This is a genomic window from Nonomuraea sp. NPDC049625, from assembly GCF_040675285.1.
GTDB lineage: Bacteria > Actinomycetota > Actinomycetes > Streptosporangiales > Streptosporangiaceae > Nonomuraea > Nonomuraea angiospora_A.
This window is the reverse complement of sequence record NZ_JBFAOQ010000013.1, coordinates 76,223-92,882: the sequence shown is the minus strand read 5'-3', so window position 1 is coordinate 92,882 and position 16,660 is coordinate 76,223. Positions and strand designations below refer to the sequence as shown.

General features: G+C 69.0%; 18 protein-coding genes and 1 riboswitch. Of the genes, 10 read left to right on the top strand and 8 right to left on the bottom strand.

Annotated features, from left to right (window positions below; genetic code table 11):
- Nucleotides 1-2: 2 nt before the first annotated feature.
- Entirely contained in the window at nt 3-533 is a 531-nt protein-coding gene (locus AB0J87_RS42820; RefSeq protein ID WP_363976099.1) for a C40 family peptidase, read from the bottom strand.
- A gap of 48 nt (nt 534-581) precedes the next feature.
- Nucleotides 582-725, bottom strand: a riboswitch (cyclic di-AMP (ydaO/yuaA leader).
- 101 nt (nt 726-826) lie between these two features.
- Here AB0J87_RS42820 and AB0J87_RS42815 point away from each other — a divergent pair.
- Nucleotides 827-1,873 (top strand): 3-isopropylmalate dehydrogenase, encoded by a 1,047-nt coding sequence (locus tag AB0J87_RS42815; protein ID WP_350729660.1) that lies wholly within the window; start codon nt 827-829, stop codon nt 1,871-1,873.
- Nucleotides 1,874-2,090: 217 nt separating this feature from the next.
- Nucleotides 2,091-3,188: a branched-chain amino acid aminotransferase gene (locus AB0J87_RS42810; protein ID WP_350729662.1), complete on the top strand. Its 1,098-nt coding sequence runs from the start codon at nt 2,091-2,093 to the stop codon at nt 3,186-3,188.
- A 38-nt stretch (nt 3,189-3,226) separates the two neighbouring features.
- Here the strand turns inward: AB0J87_RS42810 and AB0J87_RS42805 are convergent, their stop codons facing one another.
- Nucleotides 3,227-3,871 (bottom strand): O-methyltransferase, encoded by a 645-nt coding sequence (locus AB0J87_RS42805; RefSeq protein WP_350729663.1) that lies wholly within the window; start codon nt 3,869-3,871, stop codon nt 3,227-3,229.
- Between the two features lie 59 nt (nt 3,872-3,930).
- Here AB0J87_RS42805 and AB0J87_RS42800 point away from each other — a divergent pair, with 59 nt between their 5' ends.
- Both AB0J87_RS42800 and cimA read left to right on the top strand, forming a co-directional pair.
- A complete protein-coding gene (locus tag AB0J87_RS42800) occupies nt 3,931-4,575 on the top strand; it encodes a thioredoxin domain-containing protein (RefSeq protein WP_363976094.1) in 645 nt (214 codons plus the stop codon).
- A gap of 192 nt (nt 4,576-4,767) precedes the next feature.
- Entirely contained in the window at nt 4,768-6,345 is a 1,578-nt protein-coding gene (gene cimA / locus AB0J87_RS42795; RefSeq protein WP_350729667.1) for a citramalate synthase, read from the top strand.
- 315 nt (nt 6,346-6,660) lie between these two features.
- On the opposite strand, the gene AB0J87_RS42790 is transcribed toward cimA, so the two are convergent.
- Together AB0J87_RS42790 and AB0J87_RS42785 are read right to left on the bottom strand one after the other, a co-directional pair.
- On the bottom strand, nt 6,661-7,611 hold the full coding sequence (locus AB0J87_RS42790; protein WP_363976091.1) for a GNAT family N-acetyltransferase: 951 nt from the start codon (nt 7,609-7,611) through the stop codon (nt 6,661-6,663).
- A gap of 263 nt (nt 7,612-7,874) precedes the next feature.
- On the bottom strand, nt 7,875-8,657 hold the full coding sequence (locus AB0J87_RS42785) for a helix-turn-helix transcriptional regulator (RefSeq protein WP_363976088.1): 783 nt from the start codon (nt 8,655-8,657) through the stop codon (nt 7,875-7,877).
- Between the two features lie 96 nt (nt 8,658-8,753).
- On the opposite strand from AB0J87_RS42785, the gene AB0J87_RS42780 reads away from it, so the two are divergent.
- The gene (locus tag AB0J87_RS42780) at nt 8,754-9,578 is read left to right on the top strand and encodes a sugar nucleotide-binding protein (RefSeq protein ID WP_363976085.1); all 825 of its coding nucleotides are present in this window, start codon (nt 8,754-8,756) and stop codon (nt 9,576-9,578) included.
- A 102-nt stretch (nt 9,579-9,680) separates the two neighbouring features.
- On the opposite strand, the gene AB0J87_RS42775 is transcribed toward AB0J87_RS42780, so the two are convergent.
- Nucleotides 9,681-10,544 carry a helix-turn-helix domain-containing protein gene (locus AB0J87_RS42775; RefSeq protein ID WP_363976082.1) on the bottom strand — a complete coding sequence of 288 codons (864 nt, stop codon included), beginning with the start codon at nt 10,542-10,544 and terminating at the stop codon, nt 9,681-9,683.
- 77 nt (nt 10,545-10,621) lie between these two features.
- On the opposite strand from AB0J87_RS42775, the gene AB0J87_RS42770 reads away from it, so the two are divergent.
- The 3 genes from AB0J87_RS42770 to AB0J87_RS42760 all read left to right on the top strand — a co-directional run bounded on the left by AB0J87_RS42770 (nt 10,622) and on the right by AB0J87_RS42760 (nt 12,411).
- Nucleotides 10,622-11,458 (top strand): alpha/beta fold hydrolase, encoded by an 837-nt coding sequence (locus tag AB0J87_RS42770; RefSeq protein WP_363976079.1) that lies wholly within the window; start codon nt 10,622-10,624, stop codon nt 11,456-11,458.
- A 116-nt stretch (nt 11,459-11,574) separates the two neighbouring features.
- Entirely contained in the window at nt 11,575-11,937 is a 363-nt protein-coding gene (locus AB0J87_RS42765) for a VOC family protein (protein ID WP_363976076.1), read from the top strand.
- 93 nt (nt 11,938-12,030) lie between these two features.
- Nucleotides 12,031-12,411 (top strand): nuclear transport factor 2 family protein, encoded by a 381-nt coding sequence (locus tag AB0J87_RS42760; protein ID WP_363976073.1) that lies wholly within the window; start codon nt 12,031-12,033, stop codon nt 12,409-12,411.
- Between the two features lie 14 nt (nt 12,412-12,425).
- Here the strand turns inward: AB0J87_RS42760 and AB0J87_RS42755 are convergent, their stop codons facing one another.
- Complete coding sequence (locus AB0J87_RS42755) at nt 12,426-13,046, bottom strand: TetR/AcrR family transcriptional regulator (protein WP_363976070.1); 621 nt, start codon at nt 13,044-13,046, stop codon at nt 12,426-12,428.
- Between the two features lie 73 nt (nt 13,047-13,119).
- Here AB0J87_RS42755 and AB0J87_RS42750 point away from each other — a divergent pair, with 73 nt between their 5' ends.
- On the top strand, nt 13,120-13,875 hold the full coding sequence (locus AB0J87_RS42750) for an SDR family oxidoreductase (RefSeq protein WP_363976067.1): 756 nt from the start codon (nt 13,120-13,122) through the stop codon (nt 13,873-13,875).
- Nucleotides 13,876-13,890: 15 nt separating this feature from the next.
- On the opposite strand, the gene AB0J87_RS42745 is transcribed toward AB0J87_RS42750, so the two are convergent.
- Complete coding sequence (locus tag AB0J87_RS42745; protein ID WP_363976064.1) at nt 13,891-15,447, bottom strand: heparinase II/III family protein; 1,557 nt, start codon at nt 15,445-15,447, stop codon at nt 13,891-13,893.
- 225 nt (nt 15,448-15,672) lie between these two features.
- On the opposite strand from AB0J87_RS42745, the gene AB0J87_RS42740 reads away from it, so the two are divergent.
- Nucleotides 15,673-16,269 carry an HD domain-containing protein gene (locus tag AB0J87_RS42740; protein WP_363976062.1) on the top strand — a complete coding sequence of 199 codons (597 nt, stop codon included), beginning with the start codon at nt 15,673-15,675 and terminating at the stop codon, nt 16,267-16,269.
- 30 nt (nt 16,270-16,299) lie between these two features.
- Here the strand turns inward: AB0J87_RS42740 and AB0J87_RS42735 are convergent, their stop codons facing one another.
- Nucleotides 16,300-16,656 carry an antibiotic biosynthesis monooxygenase gene (locus tag AB0J87_RS42735; RefSeq protein ID WP_355208858.1) on the bottom strand — a complete coding sequence of 119 codons (357 nt, stop codon included), beginning with the start codon at nt 16,654-16,656 and terminating at the stop codon, nt 16,300-16,302.
- Nucleotides 16,657-16,660 lie beyond the last annotated feature (4 nt).

Sequence of the window (16,660 nt, the reverse complement as noted above, 5' to 3'; positions counted from 1 at the left end):
TCCTACAGGGTGGCCGTGAGGGTGGTGGGCGTTTCGTCGCGCTGCTCCTGGAGCTTGGACCAGAGGCGTACGCCCTTGCGGTCGGGGCGGACGCCGCCCACGAAGGAGTCTCTGCGCCAGGAGGTCAGGCGCTCTTCCTTGACCACGTCACCCGTGTGCGGCGAGTGGACCATGTAGCCGGGCCGGGAGATCATCCCGACATGCCCGAGGCCGTGGAAGAAGACCAGATCGCCGGGTTTGAGGTCCTTCCAGGCGATCTTCTTGGTGAACGCGCCGTACTGTTCGGCGGCGGTGCGGGGGAGTTCGATTCCGGCGTGCTCGTACGCCCTGAGCATGAGCCCGGAGCAGTCGTATCCGCTCGGGCTGGCGCCGCCCCACACGTACGGGGTGCCGCGCTTGCTCATGGCGAACTTGATGGCGACCTTCCAGGCGGGCTTCGGAGCCTGTTTCTCCTGGATTTCCTTGATCTGGCCGCCGGTCAGGGTGGTGAGGTCGTCGAGCTTGGACGAGGCATGGGCTGGGGAGGCCAGCATGAGCCCGGCGGCGCCCGCCGCCAGGACAATGGCGATTCGAGACAGGGGTCTGTCCTTCCATACGGCCGGCCGGGTTAGCTGACGGGCTCGGGCCTGGAAGTAGCCCTACGGCATGGGGATGCCGACTCGCCCCAGGGGGAATGTGGGTCCCCGACTCCACGCAACGGCGCGCGGATTAGGCTGGTCGGTGACTTTAACGAAACGGTCAAAGAACCGCAATACCGGACAAAGGGGGCGTCCGAAAGATGAGATGAAGTGTTCGTCAGCCGAGACGACGCGGTAAGGTACCGCCCATGGAGTCGCGTAACATCCGTCTGGCCGTCATCCCCGGCGATGGGATCGGCACCGAGGTCGTGGCCGAAGGGCTCAAGGTCCTGGAGGCAGTTGGCACGAAGATCGAGCCCACTCACTACGACCTGGGAGCCGCACGCTATCACCGTACCGGCGAGACGCTGCCCGACGCCGTGCTCGAAGAGCTGCGCGGCTACGACGCGATCCTGCTCGGCGCCGTGGGCGACCCCAGCGTGCCGCCGGGCATCCTCGAGCGCGATCTGCTGCTGCGGCTCCGCTTCGAGTTCGACCACTACGTCAACCTGCGCCCGGTCAAGCTGTTCCCCGGCGTGGAGACCCCGCTGGCGGACACGCCGCCGGAGAACATCGACATGATCGTCGTCCGCGAGGGCACCGAGGGCCTCTACGCGGGCACCGGTGGCGCCATGCGGCGCGGCACCCCGCACGAGATCGCCACCCAGGAGTCGCTCAACACCGCCTACGGTGTCGAGCGCGTGGTGCGCTACGCGTTCGAGAAGGCCGTCACGCGGCCGCGCAAGAAGCTGACGCTCGTCCACAAGACCAACGTCCTCACCTTCGCCGGTGACCTGTGGCAGCGCACGGTCAACCGCCTGGCGGCGGAATACCCCGACGTCACGACCGACTACTGCCACATCGACGCGGCCTCGATGTTCTTCGTGAGCCAGCCGGAACGGTTCGACGTGGTCGTCACCGACAACCTGTTCGGCGACATCATCACCGACCTGGGCGCCGCCATCGCGGGCGGCATCGGCCTGGCCGCCAGCGGCAACATCAACCCCGAGCGGTCCGCGCCGAGCATGTTCGAGCCGGTGCACGGCAGCGCCCCCGACATCGCCGGCCAGGGCAAGGCCGACCCGACCGCGACCATCCTGTCCGTCGCCATGCTCCTCGACCACCTGGGCCTGCACGCCGAGGCGGCCAAGGTCGAGCAGGCGGTCGCCGATGACATCCTCGAGCGGCTGGCCGGCTGGGCGGGCCGCACCACCCACGAGATCGGTGACGACATCACCGCGCGAGTATCCGGCTAGGACCGCCTAGCCCCCAACGCGCCTGGTGGTCCGACGAGGGCCGCCAGGCGCTTTTTTGCGTCCAAAAGGGCTGATCGCCGCATTGGCCGCTTGCCATCCCATATAGCGAGACAATAGGAAGTACCGGGACTGCCTTCCGGGCAGCGCCCGCTCACCAGCACCGATCCGCAGATTTCTTGTAGATTTGGGCAGATTCGCAGAGAGAAGGACCGACGTCATGACCATCGCTCAGAAGCTCAGCTTCGACGTGCAGCTATCCGACCACGCTCGCACCGCGGCCGAGCGGGAGCAGGTACTGGCGAACCCCGGCTTCGGGCAGACCTTCACGGATCACATGGTCTCGATCGACTACACCGAGGGGCAGGGCTGGCACGACGCCAAGCTCCTTCCGTACGGCCCGCTCTCGCTCGACCCGGCCACCTCGGTCTTCCACTACGCGCAGGAGCTGTTCGAGGGGCTCAAGGCCTACCGCCAGGCCAATGGCTCGATCGTCGCGTTCCGCCCGTACGCGAACGCCGCCCGCTTCAACCGCTCCGCGCTCCGGATGGCCATGCCGGAGCTGCCGGAGGAGGCTTTCGTGGAGTCGCTCGAGCTCCTCGTCCAGACCGACAGGGAATGGGTGCCCACGACCGAGGGTCACAGCCTCTACCTGCGCCCCTTCATGATCGCCACCCAGGCGGGGCTCGGTGTCAACTACCCGTCGAAGTCGTACAAGTACATGGTCATCGCCTCCCCGGCGGCCTCGTACTTCACGGGTGGGCTCAAGCCCGTCTCCGTCTGGCTGTCCACCGAGTACACGCGGGCCGCCCCCGGCGGCACGGGCTTCGCGAAGTGCGGCGGCAACTACGCGGCCGCGTTCGTCGCGCAGCGGCAGGCCGTGGAGAACGGCTGCGACCAGGTGGTGTGGCTGGACGCCCACGAGCACAAGTACGTCGAGGAGATGGGCGGGATGAACCTGTTCTTCGTCTTCGGCGACAAGCTCGTCACCCCCGCGCTGACCGGCACCCTGCTGCCCGGCATCACCAGGGAGTCGATCCTGGAGCTGGCCGGCGACCTGGGCCTGGAGACCGAGGAGCGCCTCATCTCGATCGACGAGTGGCAGGCCGGATGCGAGTCCGGGGAGCTCACCGAGGTGTTCGCGTGCGGCACGGCGGCCGTGGTCACGCCGGTGGGCACGGTGAAGGGCGCCGACCGCTCCTGGAGCGTCGCCGACGGCAACCCCGGCCCGGTGACGATGCGGGTGCGCGAGGAGCTGGTGGGCATCCAGTACGGCGCCCGCCCCGACGCCCACAACTGGATCCACAAGATCGTCTAGTGGGGACGGCCGGGTCCGCGAGGGCCCGGCCGCCGCGCCTAGTTCTTCCTGATCAGGGTCATCCCGTCCGCGACCGGCAGCATGAGGACCGTCACCCGCGGATCCTCCATCACCAGGTCGTTGAACTGCCGGATCTCCACGGTGGTCTGCTCCTCGTGCGCCGGGTCCGCCACGTGGCCCCGGCGCAACGTGTTGTCCGCCACGATCAGGCCGCCGGGCCGCAGGCGCTCCATGAGCAGCTCGTAGTAGCCGGGGTAGTTGCCCTTGTCGGCATCGAGGAAGGCCAGGTCGACGGTCTGGTCGAAGGCGGCGAGCGTCTCCAGCGCGGGGCCGAGCGTGAGCGTCACGCGGTCCTCCACCCCGGCCTCGCGCCAGTAGCGGCGGGCGACGGAGGTCCACTCGTCGCTCAGGTCGAAGCAGTGCAGCCGCCCGCCGGACAGGCCCCTGGCGATGCACACGGACGAGTAGCCGGTGAACGTCCCCACCTCGACGACGACCTGGGGCGCCACGAGCTGGGTGATCATGGTCAGGAAGGTGCCCTGATCGGGCGAGATCTGCATGCCGGCGGCGTCCCCGGTGGCGCTGAGCGTCTCCTTCGCCAGCTCGTCCAGCAGGGCGTCGGGCGGGGTCGTGTGCGCGAGGACGTACTGTGCTACGGCGGGATCTAGGAGGTATGCCTTCATATATCCATTCTCCCGGCATCGGGTAAGGTCTGCGCGATCAATGAGGTGAGAGTGGGCTGATGATGAAGCGGTTGCTGGCGGTGGCGCTCGCGTGCGTGGCCATCGCCATACTCGGGGTGGTGTCGTTCTCGGAGCCGGGCCGATCGTCCGACGGGGTGCGGCTGACCCGGCAGATGGACGGATCGATGGTCCTGGCCGACCGGGGCGGGGACGCCCCCGTGCTGGACGTGTACGAGGACTTCGACTGCCCGATCTGCAAGGACATGCACGCCAAGGTAGACGGCACCATCAGGAAACTCGCCATGGAAGGCAAGGTCAAGGTCGTCTTCCATCCGGTGACGATCTTCCAGGAGGAGCCCATGCGCTCCAACTCCGTCCGCGCCGCCGCTGCCGCCCGCTGCGTCCCCGAGGAGAACTGGCTCGGCTTCAGGGACGAGCTGTACGCCATGCAGCCCGCGCCGCACGGCGAGGCGTCCGGATTCGCCGTCGAGGACCTGGTCAAGGCCGCCAGGCAGGCGGGGGCGTCGGTGGACGAGTGCGTCAGGTCGCAGTCGTACGCGCAGGCCCATCTGGCGGAGACCGCGAAGGTCCGCCTCCAGGGCACGCCCACGGTGCTGCTCGACGGGAAGCTGCTGGGCAACGAGGCGTTCGACCCGGCCGCGCTCGAGCGCGTCATCACAGGTGGTGACGGCGTCACCGTGTAAAGGCTTGTCCCAGAAGCTGAGATCGATGTGCCAGATGCTGAATGCGTATGGCAGACTGGGCGGCACCATGTTCTACGGTCTGCTCATTATCAGCAGGCGCGCTGGCTGACAAGGGACACCGCCAGCGCGCAGACCTCTCACGTCCGTGAGGGGTCTTTTTGCTTTCCAGAGGCTTCCAGAGAAGAGAGACTCATGGCCGACGACCGCTTCCACGTATACGACACGACGCTGCGTGACGGCGCTCAGCAGGAGGGGCTCAGCCTCACCGTCGCCGACAAGCTCGCCGTCGCGCGCCACCTGGACAGCCTGGGCGTCGGTTTCATCGAAGGGGGCTGGCCGGGCGCCAACCCCAAGGACACAGAGTTCTTCAGGCGTGCTCAAACAGAGCTGGACCTGAAGCACGCGCAGCTCGCCGCGTTCGGTGCGACCCGCCGAGCCGGTGTGAAGGCAGCCGACGACCCGTTGGTGGCCGCATTGCGCGAATCCGGCGCGCCGGTCGTGACCCTTGTCGCCAAGAGCCACGACCGGCACGTGGAGCTGGCCCTCCGCACGACTCTCCAGGAGAACCTCGCGATGATCCGCGACACGGTCTCTCACCTTCGTGCGGAGGGACAGCGAGTCTTCCTCGACGCCGAGCACTTCTTCGACGGTTACAAGTCCAACCCAGCCTACGCGCTCGAAGTCCTCAGGACCGCCGCCGAAGCCGGAGCCGACGTCATCGCCCTGTGCGACACGAACGGCGGCATGCTCCCCGACGAGCTGGCCGAGATCGTCCACGAGGCCGTCCTGACCAGCGCCCGCGTCGGCATCCACTGCCACGACGACACCGGCTGCGCCGTCGCCAACACCCTGGCCGCCGTCAAGGCCGGGGCCACGCACGTACAGGGCTGCGCCAACGGCTACGGCGAGCGCTCCGGCAACGCCAACCTCTTCACGGTCGTGGCGAACCTCCAGCTCAAGCGCGGCTTCGACCTCGTCCCCACGACCGCCCTCGCCGAAATGACCCGCATCGCCCACGCGATCACCGAGGTCACCAACGTCACCCCCAACTCCCACGCCCCGTACGTCGGCACCTCCGCCTTCGCCCACAAGGCCGGCCTGCACGCCAGCGCCATCAAGGTCGACCCCAACCTCTACCAGCACATCGACCCCGCCGCCGTCGGCAACGACATGCGCATGCTCGTCTCCGACATGGCCGGCCGCGCCTCGGTCGAGCTCAAGGGCCGCGAACTCGGCTACGACCTCACCCCGGAACACACCAAGACCCTGGTCGAACGCGTCAAGGACCTGGAGTCGCGCGGATTCACCTTCGAGGCCGCGGACGCGTCGTTCGAGCTGCTGCTGCGCGACACCGTGGAGGGCAAGCGCAAGCGCCACTTCGAGGTCGAGTCGTGGCGCGTGATCGTGGAGCGTACGAAGGGCGGCGAACTGGTCAGCGAGGCCACCGTCAAGCTCCACGCCAAGGGCGAGCGCATCGTCGCCACGGGCGAGGGCAACGGCCCCGTCAACGCCCTGGACAAGGCCGTGCGGCTGGGGCTGGAGCAGTTGTACCCCGAGCTGGCGAAGCTGGAACTGGTGGACTACAAGGTCCGCATACTCGAGGGCACCCACGGCACGGACGCCATCACCCGCGTCCTCATCACCTCCAGCGACGACACGTCCGAGTGGGCCACGGTCGGGGTGGCGGAGAACATCATCGACGCGTCGTGGCAGGCCCTGGAGCAGGCAGTCACCTACGGCCTCCTCCGCGCCGGCCACAAGACCGCCTGAGCGGGAAACCGCCCGGTCCTCCGCGATAGGGGCGCTGCGGGCAGCGCCTCCCAGGAGGGCTCCCGCCCCCTTCGGTCCCCGAAACCCCCGCTCGCTGCGCCCGCCCGTCGCCCTGTTACGCGGTGGGCCTGCTGGAGCCCACCCAAGCCTGCTCGCTCGCCCGCGCAGTGAGACGTGAGGGGTGACGATTGCTCAGAATGACTCCCAGCGCGGGATGGCTGTCGGCAGACGGAGCCGGCTGGGCCGAAGGGCTTTCGCCGGATGCGGCCGAGCCGGGCGGGAAGGTCGTTTGTGGCCTCCCGCCCGATGCCCGGATCAGTCCCAGGTCATGTTGATCGTCCGTTCGAAGTTGACGTATCCGGCGCGTTGGAAGGCGCTCGCCATGGGAACGTTGCCGAGATCCGTGGCCGCCCGGATACGCGGGACGTCCTGCGCGCTGAGGATACGGGTGCCTTCGGCAAGAATGTCGTCGATGTAGCCGTTGCCTCGGTGCGCGGGCAGCACGGCGAGGTAGCCGATGATGGGGTTGTAGTCGTTGCGGGCCGGGGTGACGAACCCCACCGGCTCGCCGTCCGGCAGCGTCGCGACCCGCCACCAGTCTCGCGGGCTCCGGTAATGCGCAAGCTCGTCCTCATAGTGCCTGATCGCCGCTTCGCGGGGGGACATCCGGGTCAGGTCGTCGCGGCTGTGCGCGTCCAGCGTGCCATCCAGGACCAAGGTCATCAGGGCGAGGATTTCTTCGGTGTCCCGGACCGGCCGGAACGCCAGGCGTCCACCGGGATCGGAGATCGGCGTCCCGGGGCGCCACTCCAGGCGCAGCCGTTCGACGAGCAGGCGGGCGCCGGTCCGTTCCAGGGCGGCCATGCGGTCCTCGACGACGCGCCTGGCCGCTCCGGCCTCGCGCCAGTCAGACGGGATCATGCGGCTGTACCCGGGGGGACGGGTGCCTGCCGGGGCAACTTCGGCCATGGCGGTCCGCAGCAGGCGTACGCCGATCTCTATGCGCTCGTGATCCGCGCTGCTGTCGTCGATGTCGAAAATGTCCAAGAGGAACGGTGTATCGTCGCCGTTCCGGCTCCACCAGGCGGCTCTGGCCACCAGGTGGTCGCCGCGAAGGGCCACCCACATCCACTGCGGTCGGCGGCGACCGGCGGCGAGGTCGTCCGCCAGTTCCTCGTTGAGGACGTAGGGAAGTCGGGAGAAGAGGTTGAGTTCTTCGTGCCCGGTGATCGGGCGGATGGTCAGGTCGTTCTGTTTCACGGTCAAGGCACTCTCCGGTGAAGGCGCCTGTCCGCTCCGGGGTCAGACGCGGTCCGCGCCCCGGGAGGACACAAGCGCAGTGATCATGGGGATCATGGGCTTATCCCTCCTCTCGATGTCGTGGCTCCTCGGTCCTGCCGACAGGAGTCCGGCAGCAAGGTCTATCTGATCGCCGCCCCTCGCGCAAACCTTTTGTGATCAGCGCACCCGGAGACTGATGCCGTTGAGGCTCCTTGTCCGGGCAACTGGCGACAGTGGAGAGCCGCTGATCACGAGGTGGCCAGGCGACGCAGGTAGGCGGTGGTCGTGGGGTCGGCGGGGAAGAGGGTTTCGATGGCGATCTCTTCGAGGGTGATGTCGAAGGCCGCCCCGAACGTCGTGATCGTGCTGAAGAACCTCAATTCGACCCCGTCGTGCCGGAGCCGGATGGGCATGGCGATGTCGGCGGCCCCGGCGGTGGGCGGGTCGTCCTCGCTGCCGTAGGACCGGAGTTCCTCGTACAGGTCACTCAGTTCGGGGTCTCCCGTGCGGGCGGCCTGGCGGGCGAGCCGAGGCAGCAGGTACGCCCGTACCTGCCCCAGATTCTGCAGCCGGGGCGCGAACCCGCGCGGGTCCAGGCCCAGCCGCATCATGTTGACGGGCGATTTCAGGAGCTCCGGGTCGACGCCGTCCAGGAAGATCTCCATGGCCGGATTGCTGAGCAGCACGTTCCAGTGGTGGTCCACGGCGACGGCGGGGAACGGCTCGTGCCCGCGCAGCACGCCCTGGATGGCCTCGTACGCCTGCGCCAGCTCCGGGTCCTCCAGCGGGCGCCGCTCGTAGGCGGGGGCGTACCCGGCGGCGACCAGGAGCCGGTTGCGTTCGCGCAGGGGGACGTCCAGGTGCTGGGCCAGGTGCAGGAGCATCCGGCGGCTGGGGACCGTACGGCCTGTCTCGACGAAGCTGATGTGCCGGCTGGACACGTCCGCCTGTACGGCCAGGTCGAGCTGGCTCAGCCGGCGGCGCCGGCGCCACTCCCGCAGCAGTTCGCCGACCGTGCGATCGCGATGCATGCTCCAGTTCTACCGGGCCGCCGTGGTGAGCCGGGCGGGACCTACCACTACCGGCGTAACGTCGTGACGTAGCACGGTCCGCTACGGTCGCAGCTCATGAGAATCCTCATCGTGGGCGGCAGCGGCTTTCTCGGCGCCGAACTCGTACGGCAGTCCGCGACGGCCGGTGACGTCGTGGCCGCGACCTGTCTGACGCGGCCGGGAACGGCGGCGGGGGTCGACTGGCTGCCGCTCGATGTCCGCGACCGTACGACCGTGGTCGACCTGATCGGCGCGTTCAACCCCGACGTCGTCGTCAACGCGGCCTACCGCCAGTCGGACTGGGTGACGACGGCCGTGGGCGCCGCTCACGTGGCCGTCGCGGCCTCCGGGAACGGCGCACGTTTGGTGCACGTGTCCAGCGACGCCGTCTTTTCGGGCAGGGCGATCACCTATGCCGAGGACTGCGTGCCCGACCCGGTCAGTCCGTACGGAGCGGCGAAGGCGGCCGCGGAGGTGGCCGTGCAGGCGATCGATCCTGCGGCGGTGGTCGTACGGACGTCGCTGATCATCGGTGACGGCGGCTCTCCACACGAGGACTTCGTGCACGCGCTGGCCGCAGGCGGCACGCACGGGGTGTTGTTCACCGACGACGTGCGCTGTCCGGTGCATGTCGGTGATCTGGCGGCAGCCCTCCTGGAGCTCGCGAACTGCGATCGCGCCGGGATCCATCACGTGGCCGGGGCGGATGCGGTGAGCCGATATGAGCTGGGCTGCCTCGTAGCCCGGCGCGACGGACTGGATCCGGCTCGGTTGCCGTCCGGCCGGCGTGCCGACACCGACCTGCCTGGGCCGCTCGATGTGCGGTTGGACTGCACCCTGACCCAGCGGCAGCTGCGGACCAGGCTGCGCGGTGCGCGGGAGTTCGTGACCGCCCGGTAGCGGTGGCCGCCTCACATCTGGCCGGCGACCGTCTCGCGTGCGGTCGGTGACCGAAGGCGGTGACCGTCTCACGTCCGATCGGCCACCGAAGCGGTGGCCGTCTCACGCGCGGCCGGCCGGCGAACCGGCGGGTGTCACCTGGCTGGGCCACGCGATGTCGTCGACCGCCAGAAACGGCTCGCCGGCCACGGTCGCGGGCGTCACCCCGGTGAACGCCACGACGTCCCGATGCAGGTGGGACTGGTCGGCATAGCCGGCGTCGGCCGCGACTCGGGCCGGGCCCTCACCCGCGACCAGGCGGTGGGCGGCATGATCGAAGCGGACCAGCTTCACCGCGCGTTTGGGCGGCAGGCCGATCTGCGAGCGAAACCGGGACCACAGGCGCTTACGGCTCCATCCGACCTCGGCAGCCAGCCCGTCGACCCGGACCAGGCCGCGGCCGGCGACGATCCGCTGCCAGGCCCAGGCCACCTCCGGGTCCACCGGCGGCCCCGACTCATGCCGGCGGGCGAGCAGCGCGTCCGTCAACGCGAAGCGTTCCTGCCACGACGAGACCTCGCTCAGCCGTTCGCGGATGCGGGACGCCTCCCGGCCCCACAGGTCGTCGAGGGCCACCACGGTGCCGTCGAGGTCGGCGGGGGAGACGTCCAGAACCGCGCGTGCGATGGCCGGGGACAGGCGCACCTGCACGCACTCGACGTTCTCACCCCGTGCCCGGACCGCGCCTCCGGACCCGAGCCCGGGCCCGGCGACGATGCTTCCCCGCTGCTGCCGCCCGGCGGCGTAGTCCATGACGGCCGAACCGGCGCCGAACTCCACCAGCAGCGTCACGGCCGGATGCGGGACCATCCGGAGCGTGTCCAGGTCACGGACCCGGAACCCGGCCATGGTGACACCGGCCACCCGGCTGGGCCGCCGCGGGCATGCCACGTCCCACACAGCCGCGCCGTGCACGAATGTCCGCACCGTTTCATGCTACGCGGGCCGATCGAGGGGAACATTTGTCCAATCCAGCCACCCGTACCGGCGGCGAGAGTGGCCTCATGACCATTTCTGACGGTGGAACCGAGGCCACCGAGACCCTGTCCCTGGACGACGGCGACATCCACGTGTGCCAGGACGGCCCCCGCGACGCGCCCCCGCTCCTGCTCATCCACGGGACGGCATCCTCGGCCATGTGGTGGGACCTGCTGGTTCCGCTGCTGACCAGATCCCATCGCGTCATCCGGATCGACCTGCTCGGGCACGGCCGGTCGGGCCAACCGGCCGACGGTAGCTACGCGGTCCCGGACCAGGCACGCAGGGTCGGCGCGACGCTGGACCGGCTCGGCGTCGAGCACGCCGTGGTCGCCGGCCATTCCAGCGGCGGCGCCGTCGCCACCGCCCTCGCCGAGCAACGGCCCGACCTGGTGACCGCGCTCGCGCTCATCAACACCGGACCCAGCATGGACGCCTTCATCGCGCAGGAGTCCGCCGCGATAGGACCCTCGCAGTGGCCGCCGAGCGACGAGCTGATCCGCCAGTTCTCGAGCACCGGTTTCAGGCGGGCGGACCACCCGATCCCGCAGGCGTTCGTGGACGAGCTGCGCGGTATGAGCTTCCATGCGTTCGTCGCGATCATGCAGGCACCCCGCGAATACCTGGAGGAGCGGGCGCTCCCGGATCGGCTGAAGGCCCTCGGCAAGCCGCTGCTGGTGATCTTCGGTGCGGAGGACCGGAGGTGGCGATCCTCGTCCGCGGCCGACTATGGCGTCGTTCCGGGCGCGAAGATCGAGCTGCTGCCCGGTTCCGGACACTCGCCCATCGTGGAAGATCCGCCGCGGACCGCCGAACTGCTCCTGGCCTTCACCGCGATCCACCGTCGATCACGTGGGATGTGACGCCGGCGGGTTCGGCAAGGTCGGCTCACATAGGCTTCTGCTGTGTCGCGCTGCGCGGAGAGGGCAGTGCGGGCATCGCCGACAACCGATGCAGTCGAGCCGACAAAGGGATATCCATGATCACCCACATCAACGTCGCCGTCATGTATGTAGCCGATCAGCAGCGGTCGGTGGATTTTTACGTCGACAAGCTCGGCTTCACCAAGACCGTCGATGCTGAGATGTGGCCAGGTGCGCGCTGGGTGGAGGTCAAGCCGCCGAACGGAGAGACCTCGATCACCTTGCACAGCGCGGAGGCGTTCGACAAGAAGCCGGGCGAGGGCGCCTTTCTCACCTTCGCCTGCGATGACATCGACGAGACGGTGCGTCAGTTGCGTGAGCTCGGCGTCACCGTGACCGACCCGGTAGAGGAGGCCTGGGGCACTTACATCAAGGCCACCGACCCGGACGGCCACGAGGTCATGATCTCCAAGAAATGACGGACCAGGGGCTCCCCTGACCCCCTGGTAACCGGTTGTCGATTACATGGGATGTAATCGACGGGCCGGGCCGGGACGCCGCATGGTGGGCGCATGAGTGAGAACGGCATTGCCGGACGCAACAAGGAAATCGTCCTGCGCGGCTTCTCGGAGTTCGCGGCGGGGAACGTGGAGATACTTCGCGACCTGCTCCGGGAGGACTTCATCGAGCACAGCCCGGGAAATCCCTCAGGCAGAGACGCGTTCATCGAGTTCATCGCGAGCGCCCCGGTCGCCGGGGCGAAGCTCGACCTCAAGCGGGTCATCGCCGAGGACGACCACGTGATGCTGCACTATCACATGGTCCCGCCAGGGGACGGGCGCGGGATCGCGGTCGTCGACATATGGCGGATGGTGGACGGGCAGATCGTCGAGCACTGGGACGTGGTGCAGCCTGTGCCCGACCCCGGCGAGATCCCGTACGGGATGTTCTGACGGCGGCCGCCGGCTCAGGGTGAGGCGCCGACCATCAGGGGCCAGACCGCCGCGGAGAGCTCCTCGGGGGTGCCCGGGCACCCCCGCCGCACCCAGTCCGCCGCCACCGACAGCAGCGCCCCCGCGACGAACGCCGCCGGAACGTCATGAGGGATGTCCGCAGGATCGTCGACATGGGTGGAGCCGCCGTCGTCCGGTGAGGTGTGCTGTCCGCTGACGTGGATGGCGACGGTCATGCGGTGCCGCAGGTGGTCCTGGAGCCGGGCGCTGCCGTCGGGGCCCAGCAGCGCCCGGTACAGGTGCGCGTGCTCGGCGACGTGCGCGAACAGCCGCGTGGTCTCGACGGGCGGCTCGCTCCGGGTCGCCACGTACCGGCCCAGCTTCGGCGCGGCGGCGACCAGGCCGTCGAACATCGCCGCGCAGGCCGACTCGGCGAGGGCGTGGACGTCGGAGAAGTGGTCGTAGAAGGTCGAGCGGTTCAGGCCGGCCCGCTTGGTGACGTCGGCCACCGTGATCTGCCCCAGTTCCTTGTCCAGGACGAGATCCAGCAGCGCCTGCTGCAGCGCGGCCAGGGATCGCCGCGCGCGGGGGTCGGCCTGGACGCGGCCGGTCAGCGGGGGCTTCTCTTCGGGCACGGGCTCAGTGTACTTTGACGGCACCCGTTGTTTAGCCGACAGGTGTTGGATAGCGTGAAGGGAAGGAGCCGTCATGGGTTCGTTGGAGGGCAAGGTCGCGATAGTGACAGGCGCCGGGCAGGGGATCGGGCGCGGCATCGCGACGGCCATGGCCAAGGAAGGCGCCTCGATCGCCGTCGTCGACCTCAACGGCGAGGCGGCGGCCGGGACGGCCGGCGAGATCGAGCGCCTCGGCGCTGCGGCGATCCCGCTGACCTGCGACATCCGCGACTCCGCCGCCGTCGGCGCCGCGGTGGCCGCGGTGGTCGAGCGGTTCGGCACCGTGGACATCCTGGTCAACAACGCGATGGCGGCCCGCGTCGGGGTGCCGCTGGAGGAGATCACCGACGAGGATCTCGAGCTGGCGTTCCGCACCGGCCCCATGGCCAGCACGTACTTCATGCGGGCCTGCTTCCCTCACCTCAAGGGCGGCGGTCGCGTCATCAACCTGCGCTCCGGCTCCGAGATCCAGGGGCTGGTCGGCTACGGCGCGTACGTCTCGGCGAAGGCCGCCGTCGGCGGCCTCACCAGGACCGCGGCCCGCGAGTGGGGTGCCCACGACATCACGGTCAACGCGATCTGCCCCTTCGCGCTCAGCGAAGGGGCGAAATCCTACTTCGACACGCGGCCGGACGAGCTGGACGCGGCGCTGTCCGGCCTGTCGCTGCGGCGAACCGGTGACGCGGAGGCCGACGTCGGCCGCGCCGCCGTCTTCCTGGCCGGGCCGGACGCCTCATTCATCACCGGCTGCTCGATCATGGTGGATGGAGGCGGCTCCTTCCTGGGCTGACGGCAGGAGCCGAGGCTAGAACGCCTTGGCGGAGAACGAGGTGCCGTCCACCGTGACCTTCCCGCCCGAGCAGGACACCTTGGGCGAGTCCGTCCCGGGCACGATCACCGTCAGCAGCGACCGCGCCGCCGGCGACACCACCACATTGGTCGGCAGCTTCGACAGGTACGTGGGCGAGACCCAGCCCACCTTCCCGCCGCGCTCCACCTTCTGCCCGCCGACCCGGTCGCACGACGACGAGAACTGCAGCAGGGTGACCTTGAACTTGCCGTCCCCGAGCACGACCTTGCCCCCGCCGTTGGACACCAGCTTGAGCGACGGGTCGAACCGCCAGAGGTTGCTGATCTTCTTGCCGCCCGAGGCCGTGTCCAGCACCGCCATCAGGTCCTCGCCGTGGTTCACCAGGACCGACCTGGTGCGGCTCACCCCGTACGCCTTGTCGGTCAGCTTGAACGACTGCCGGTCCTTGCCGTACTTCGACGCCACGAGCTTCGAGGACGTCCGCGGCTTGAAGCGGGCCCCGACCACCGTCGGCACGTTGTGGGCCTCGGGGGAGAGCGTCCAGTAGCGGTAGGCGCTCTTCTCGTAGGAGTGGAAGCCGCCGTCCACCAGGAGATTGCGGCCATGGGCGTAGTACGTGACGCCCAGGTGGTCCTCGTGGCCGTGGAACTTCAGCCCGGGCCCGAACCTGATCGAGTAGTACGCCGAGTCCGGCTTGCTCCAGGCCGTGCGGCCGAAGACGTAGCCCGCCCGGTAGGTCTTGACCTTCTGCTTCGGCGTCCCCGTCTCGATCTTCGGCTCGGTCTCGGCGGTGCCGTCGCCGATGGGCACCATGTAGCCGGTCGGCATGGTGGCGTGGGCGATGAAGTCCTTCATCGCCTCGGCCCGCTTGGCGATCTCGCCGGGCACCTTCCTGCCGCACGCCTTCATGTTGGTCATCGCGACCTGCAGCCGGCTGTAGACGTACACCGCATAGCGCGGAGCCTGCTCCATGAGCGCGCCCTGCGAGTCGACGTCGAGCTTCACCGTGCCGGTCAGCCGGCGGGAGGCCAGGTCCGACCAGTCCTTGCGGCCGTACCTGCAGCCGATGCCCATGAGCGCGATGTCCTGGTCGATGCCGTGGTTGTGGCCCTTCTTGTAGAGCCGCGAGTCCGACAGGAGCTTGGCGTGGTCGGCGAGGCTGTCCTTCAGCCAGCTCTCCTTGACGTGCATGCTCAGGCAGAGCAGCGGCTGCGTGCGCAGCGAGACCGGGTGGTCCTTCCACGTGTACGGCTTGGTGCCGCGTGCCCCGGGCTTGTTGTTCGCGACCCAGTCCTTGGTGATCTCGGTGGCGCGATCCAGGTAGCTGCGGTCACCGCTGTTCTCGTACGCGACGACCAGCGTGCCCATCCAGCGCAGCGACTGGAACACGAACTCCCACGAACGGTTCCCGTACGGGCTCGCGCTCCAGTTGATCTTCTTGCCGAGCTTGTACGCGGGCAGCCCGACCAGCGAGATCTCGCCCTTCATGACGTCGTCGGCCGTGGGGGTGCCGGGCAGCCAGTCGCCCTGGCACTCCGCGGTCCGGGTCACCTTGTCGGCATGCGCGGGGCTACCTAACCCGCCGAGCGCCAGCAAAAGGGCAAGAGGTATCGCGAGCCGGCGCACGCCAGTTCCTTTCGGGACAAAAAGTGAAGGTGGGACATGCTTTCCGAATCGCGATCAATGGGTCAAGTTGAGTGGCGGATTCGTTAGATGCTCGATGCGCCCCCGGTGTCTCGCATGGCGTAGCCGTACCTGGCGCGACATGCTGGTGCGGTGACATTCGACGACCTCGTGATCCCGGACACACCCGCCTGCCGCGGAGCGCTGGAGGTGGCCGCCCGCTACCACACGCCCTCGCTGCTCAACCACTCGATCAGGGCCTACCTGTGGGCGGCCGCGTACGCGCGTGAGCACGGCATCGCGTTCGACGCGGAGCTGCTCTACGTGTCGGCCATGCTGCACGACCTCGGGCTGGTGGCCGAGTTCGACAGCCACTCGGTGCCGTTCGAGGAGGCGGGCGGCGACGTGGCCTGGGTCTTCTGCGCCGGCGCCGGCTGGTCGCCCGAGCGGAGGGTACGCGCCCGCGAGGTGATCATCCGGCACATGTGGGACGAGGTGCCCCTGGAGGAGGACCCGGAGGGCCACCTGCTGGAGCTCTCGACCGGCATGGACATCTCGGGCCGCCGTACGGAGGAGATCCCCGAGGCGATCAGGCGCGAGGTCCTGGAGCGCTACCCGAGGCTGGAGATCGCCAAGGAGTTCGGGGCGTGCATCTCGGAGCAGGGCGCGCGCAAGCCGTCCAGCATCGCCGGCCAGTTCGTCCGCGCCGGCATCGTGGGCCGGATCGCGCGCAACCCGCTGGACGCCTGACCCCGAAAAGGGTCCTGGAAGCCGGATCGGCTATGACTTGGGGCCGGTGCTCTCGGCGACCTCGAAGGTCCACACCTCCGAGCCGGTCGCCGCGGGCCCCTGCCCGTGGCCGTGGCCGTGGCCGTGCCCCTGTTCCTGGGCGGCCTGCGCGGCCTGCGCGTGCCCGCGCCGGAAGGCCTCACCCTGCTGCCAGTTCTGGAAGTCCTCCTCGCTGCGCCAGCGGGTGTAGACGAGGTAGCGCTCGGTGCCCTCCACCGGCCTGAGCAGCTCGAACCACTCGAACCCGTCGGCCGACTCCACCATGCCCGCCCGGTTGGCGAAGCGCCGTTCGAGCTCCTCGCGCATGTCGGCGGGCACGTTCAGGACGTTGATCTTCACGACGGACAACGGG

Coding starts and splice junctions, on each gene's coding strand:
- AB0J87_RS42800 (WP_363976094.1), top strand. CDS start 3,931: ATGATGAAGCGGTTGCTGGCGGTGGCGCTCGCGTGCGTGGCCATCGCC.
- AB0J87_RS42820 (WP_363976099.1), bottom strand. CDS start 533: ATGCTGGCCTCCCCAGCCCATGCCTCGTCCAAGCTCGACGACCTCACC.
- AB0J87_RS42815 (WP_350729660.1), top strand. CDS start 827: ATGGAGTCGCGTAACATCCGTCTGGCCGTCATCCCCGGCGATGGGATC.
- AB0J87_RS42785 (WP_363976088.1), bottom strand. CDS start 8,657: ATGCATCGCGATCGCACGGTCGGCGAACTGCTGCGGGAGTGGCGCCGG.
- AB0J87_RS42780 (WP_363976085.1), top strand. CDS start 8,754: ATGAGAATCCTCATCGTGGGCGGCAGCGGCTTTCTCGGCGCCGAACTC.
- AB0J87_RS42770 (WP_363976079.1), top strand. CDS start 10,622: ATGACCATTTCTGACGGTGGAACCGAGGCCACCGAGACCCTGTCCCTG.
- AB0J87_RS42765 (WP_363976076.1), top strand. CDS start 11,575: ATGATCACCCACATCAACGTCGCCGTCATGTATGTAGCCGATCAGCAG.
- AB0J87_RS42805 (WP_350729663.1), bottom strand. CDS start 3,871: ATGAAGGCATACCTCCTAGATCCCGCCGTAGCACAGTACGTCCTCGCG.
- AB0J87_RS42760 (WP_363976073.1), top strand. CDS start 12,031: ATGAGTGAGAACGGCATTGCCGGACGCAACAAGGAAATCGTCCTGCGC.
- cimA (WP_350729667.1), top strand. CDS start 4,768: ATGGCCGACGACCGCTTCCACGTATACGACACGACGCTGCGTGACGGC.
- AB0J87_RS42810 (WP_350729662.1), top strand. CDS start 2,091: ATGACCATCGCTCAGAAGCTCAGCTTCGACGTGCAGCTATCCGACCAC.
- AB0J87_RS42750 (WP_363976067.1), top strand. CDS start 13,120: ATGGGTTCGTTGGAGGGCAAGGTCGCGATAGTGACAGGCGCCGGGCAG.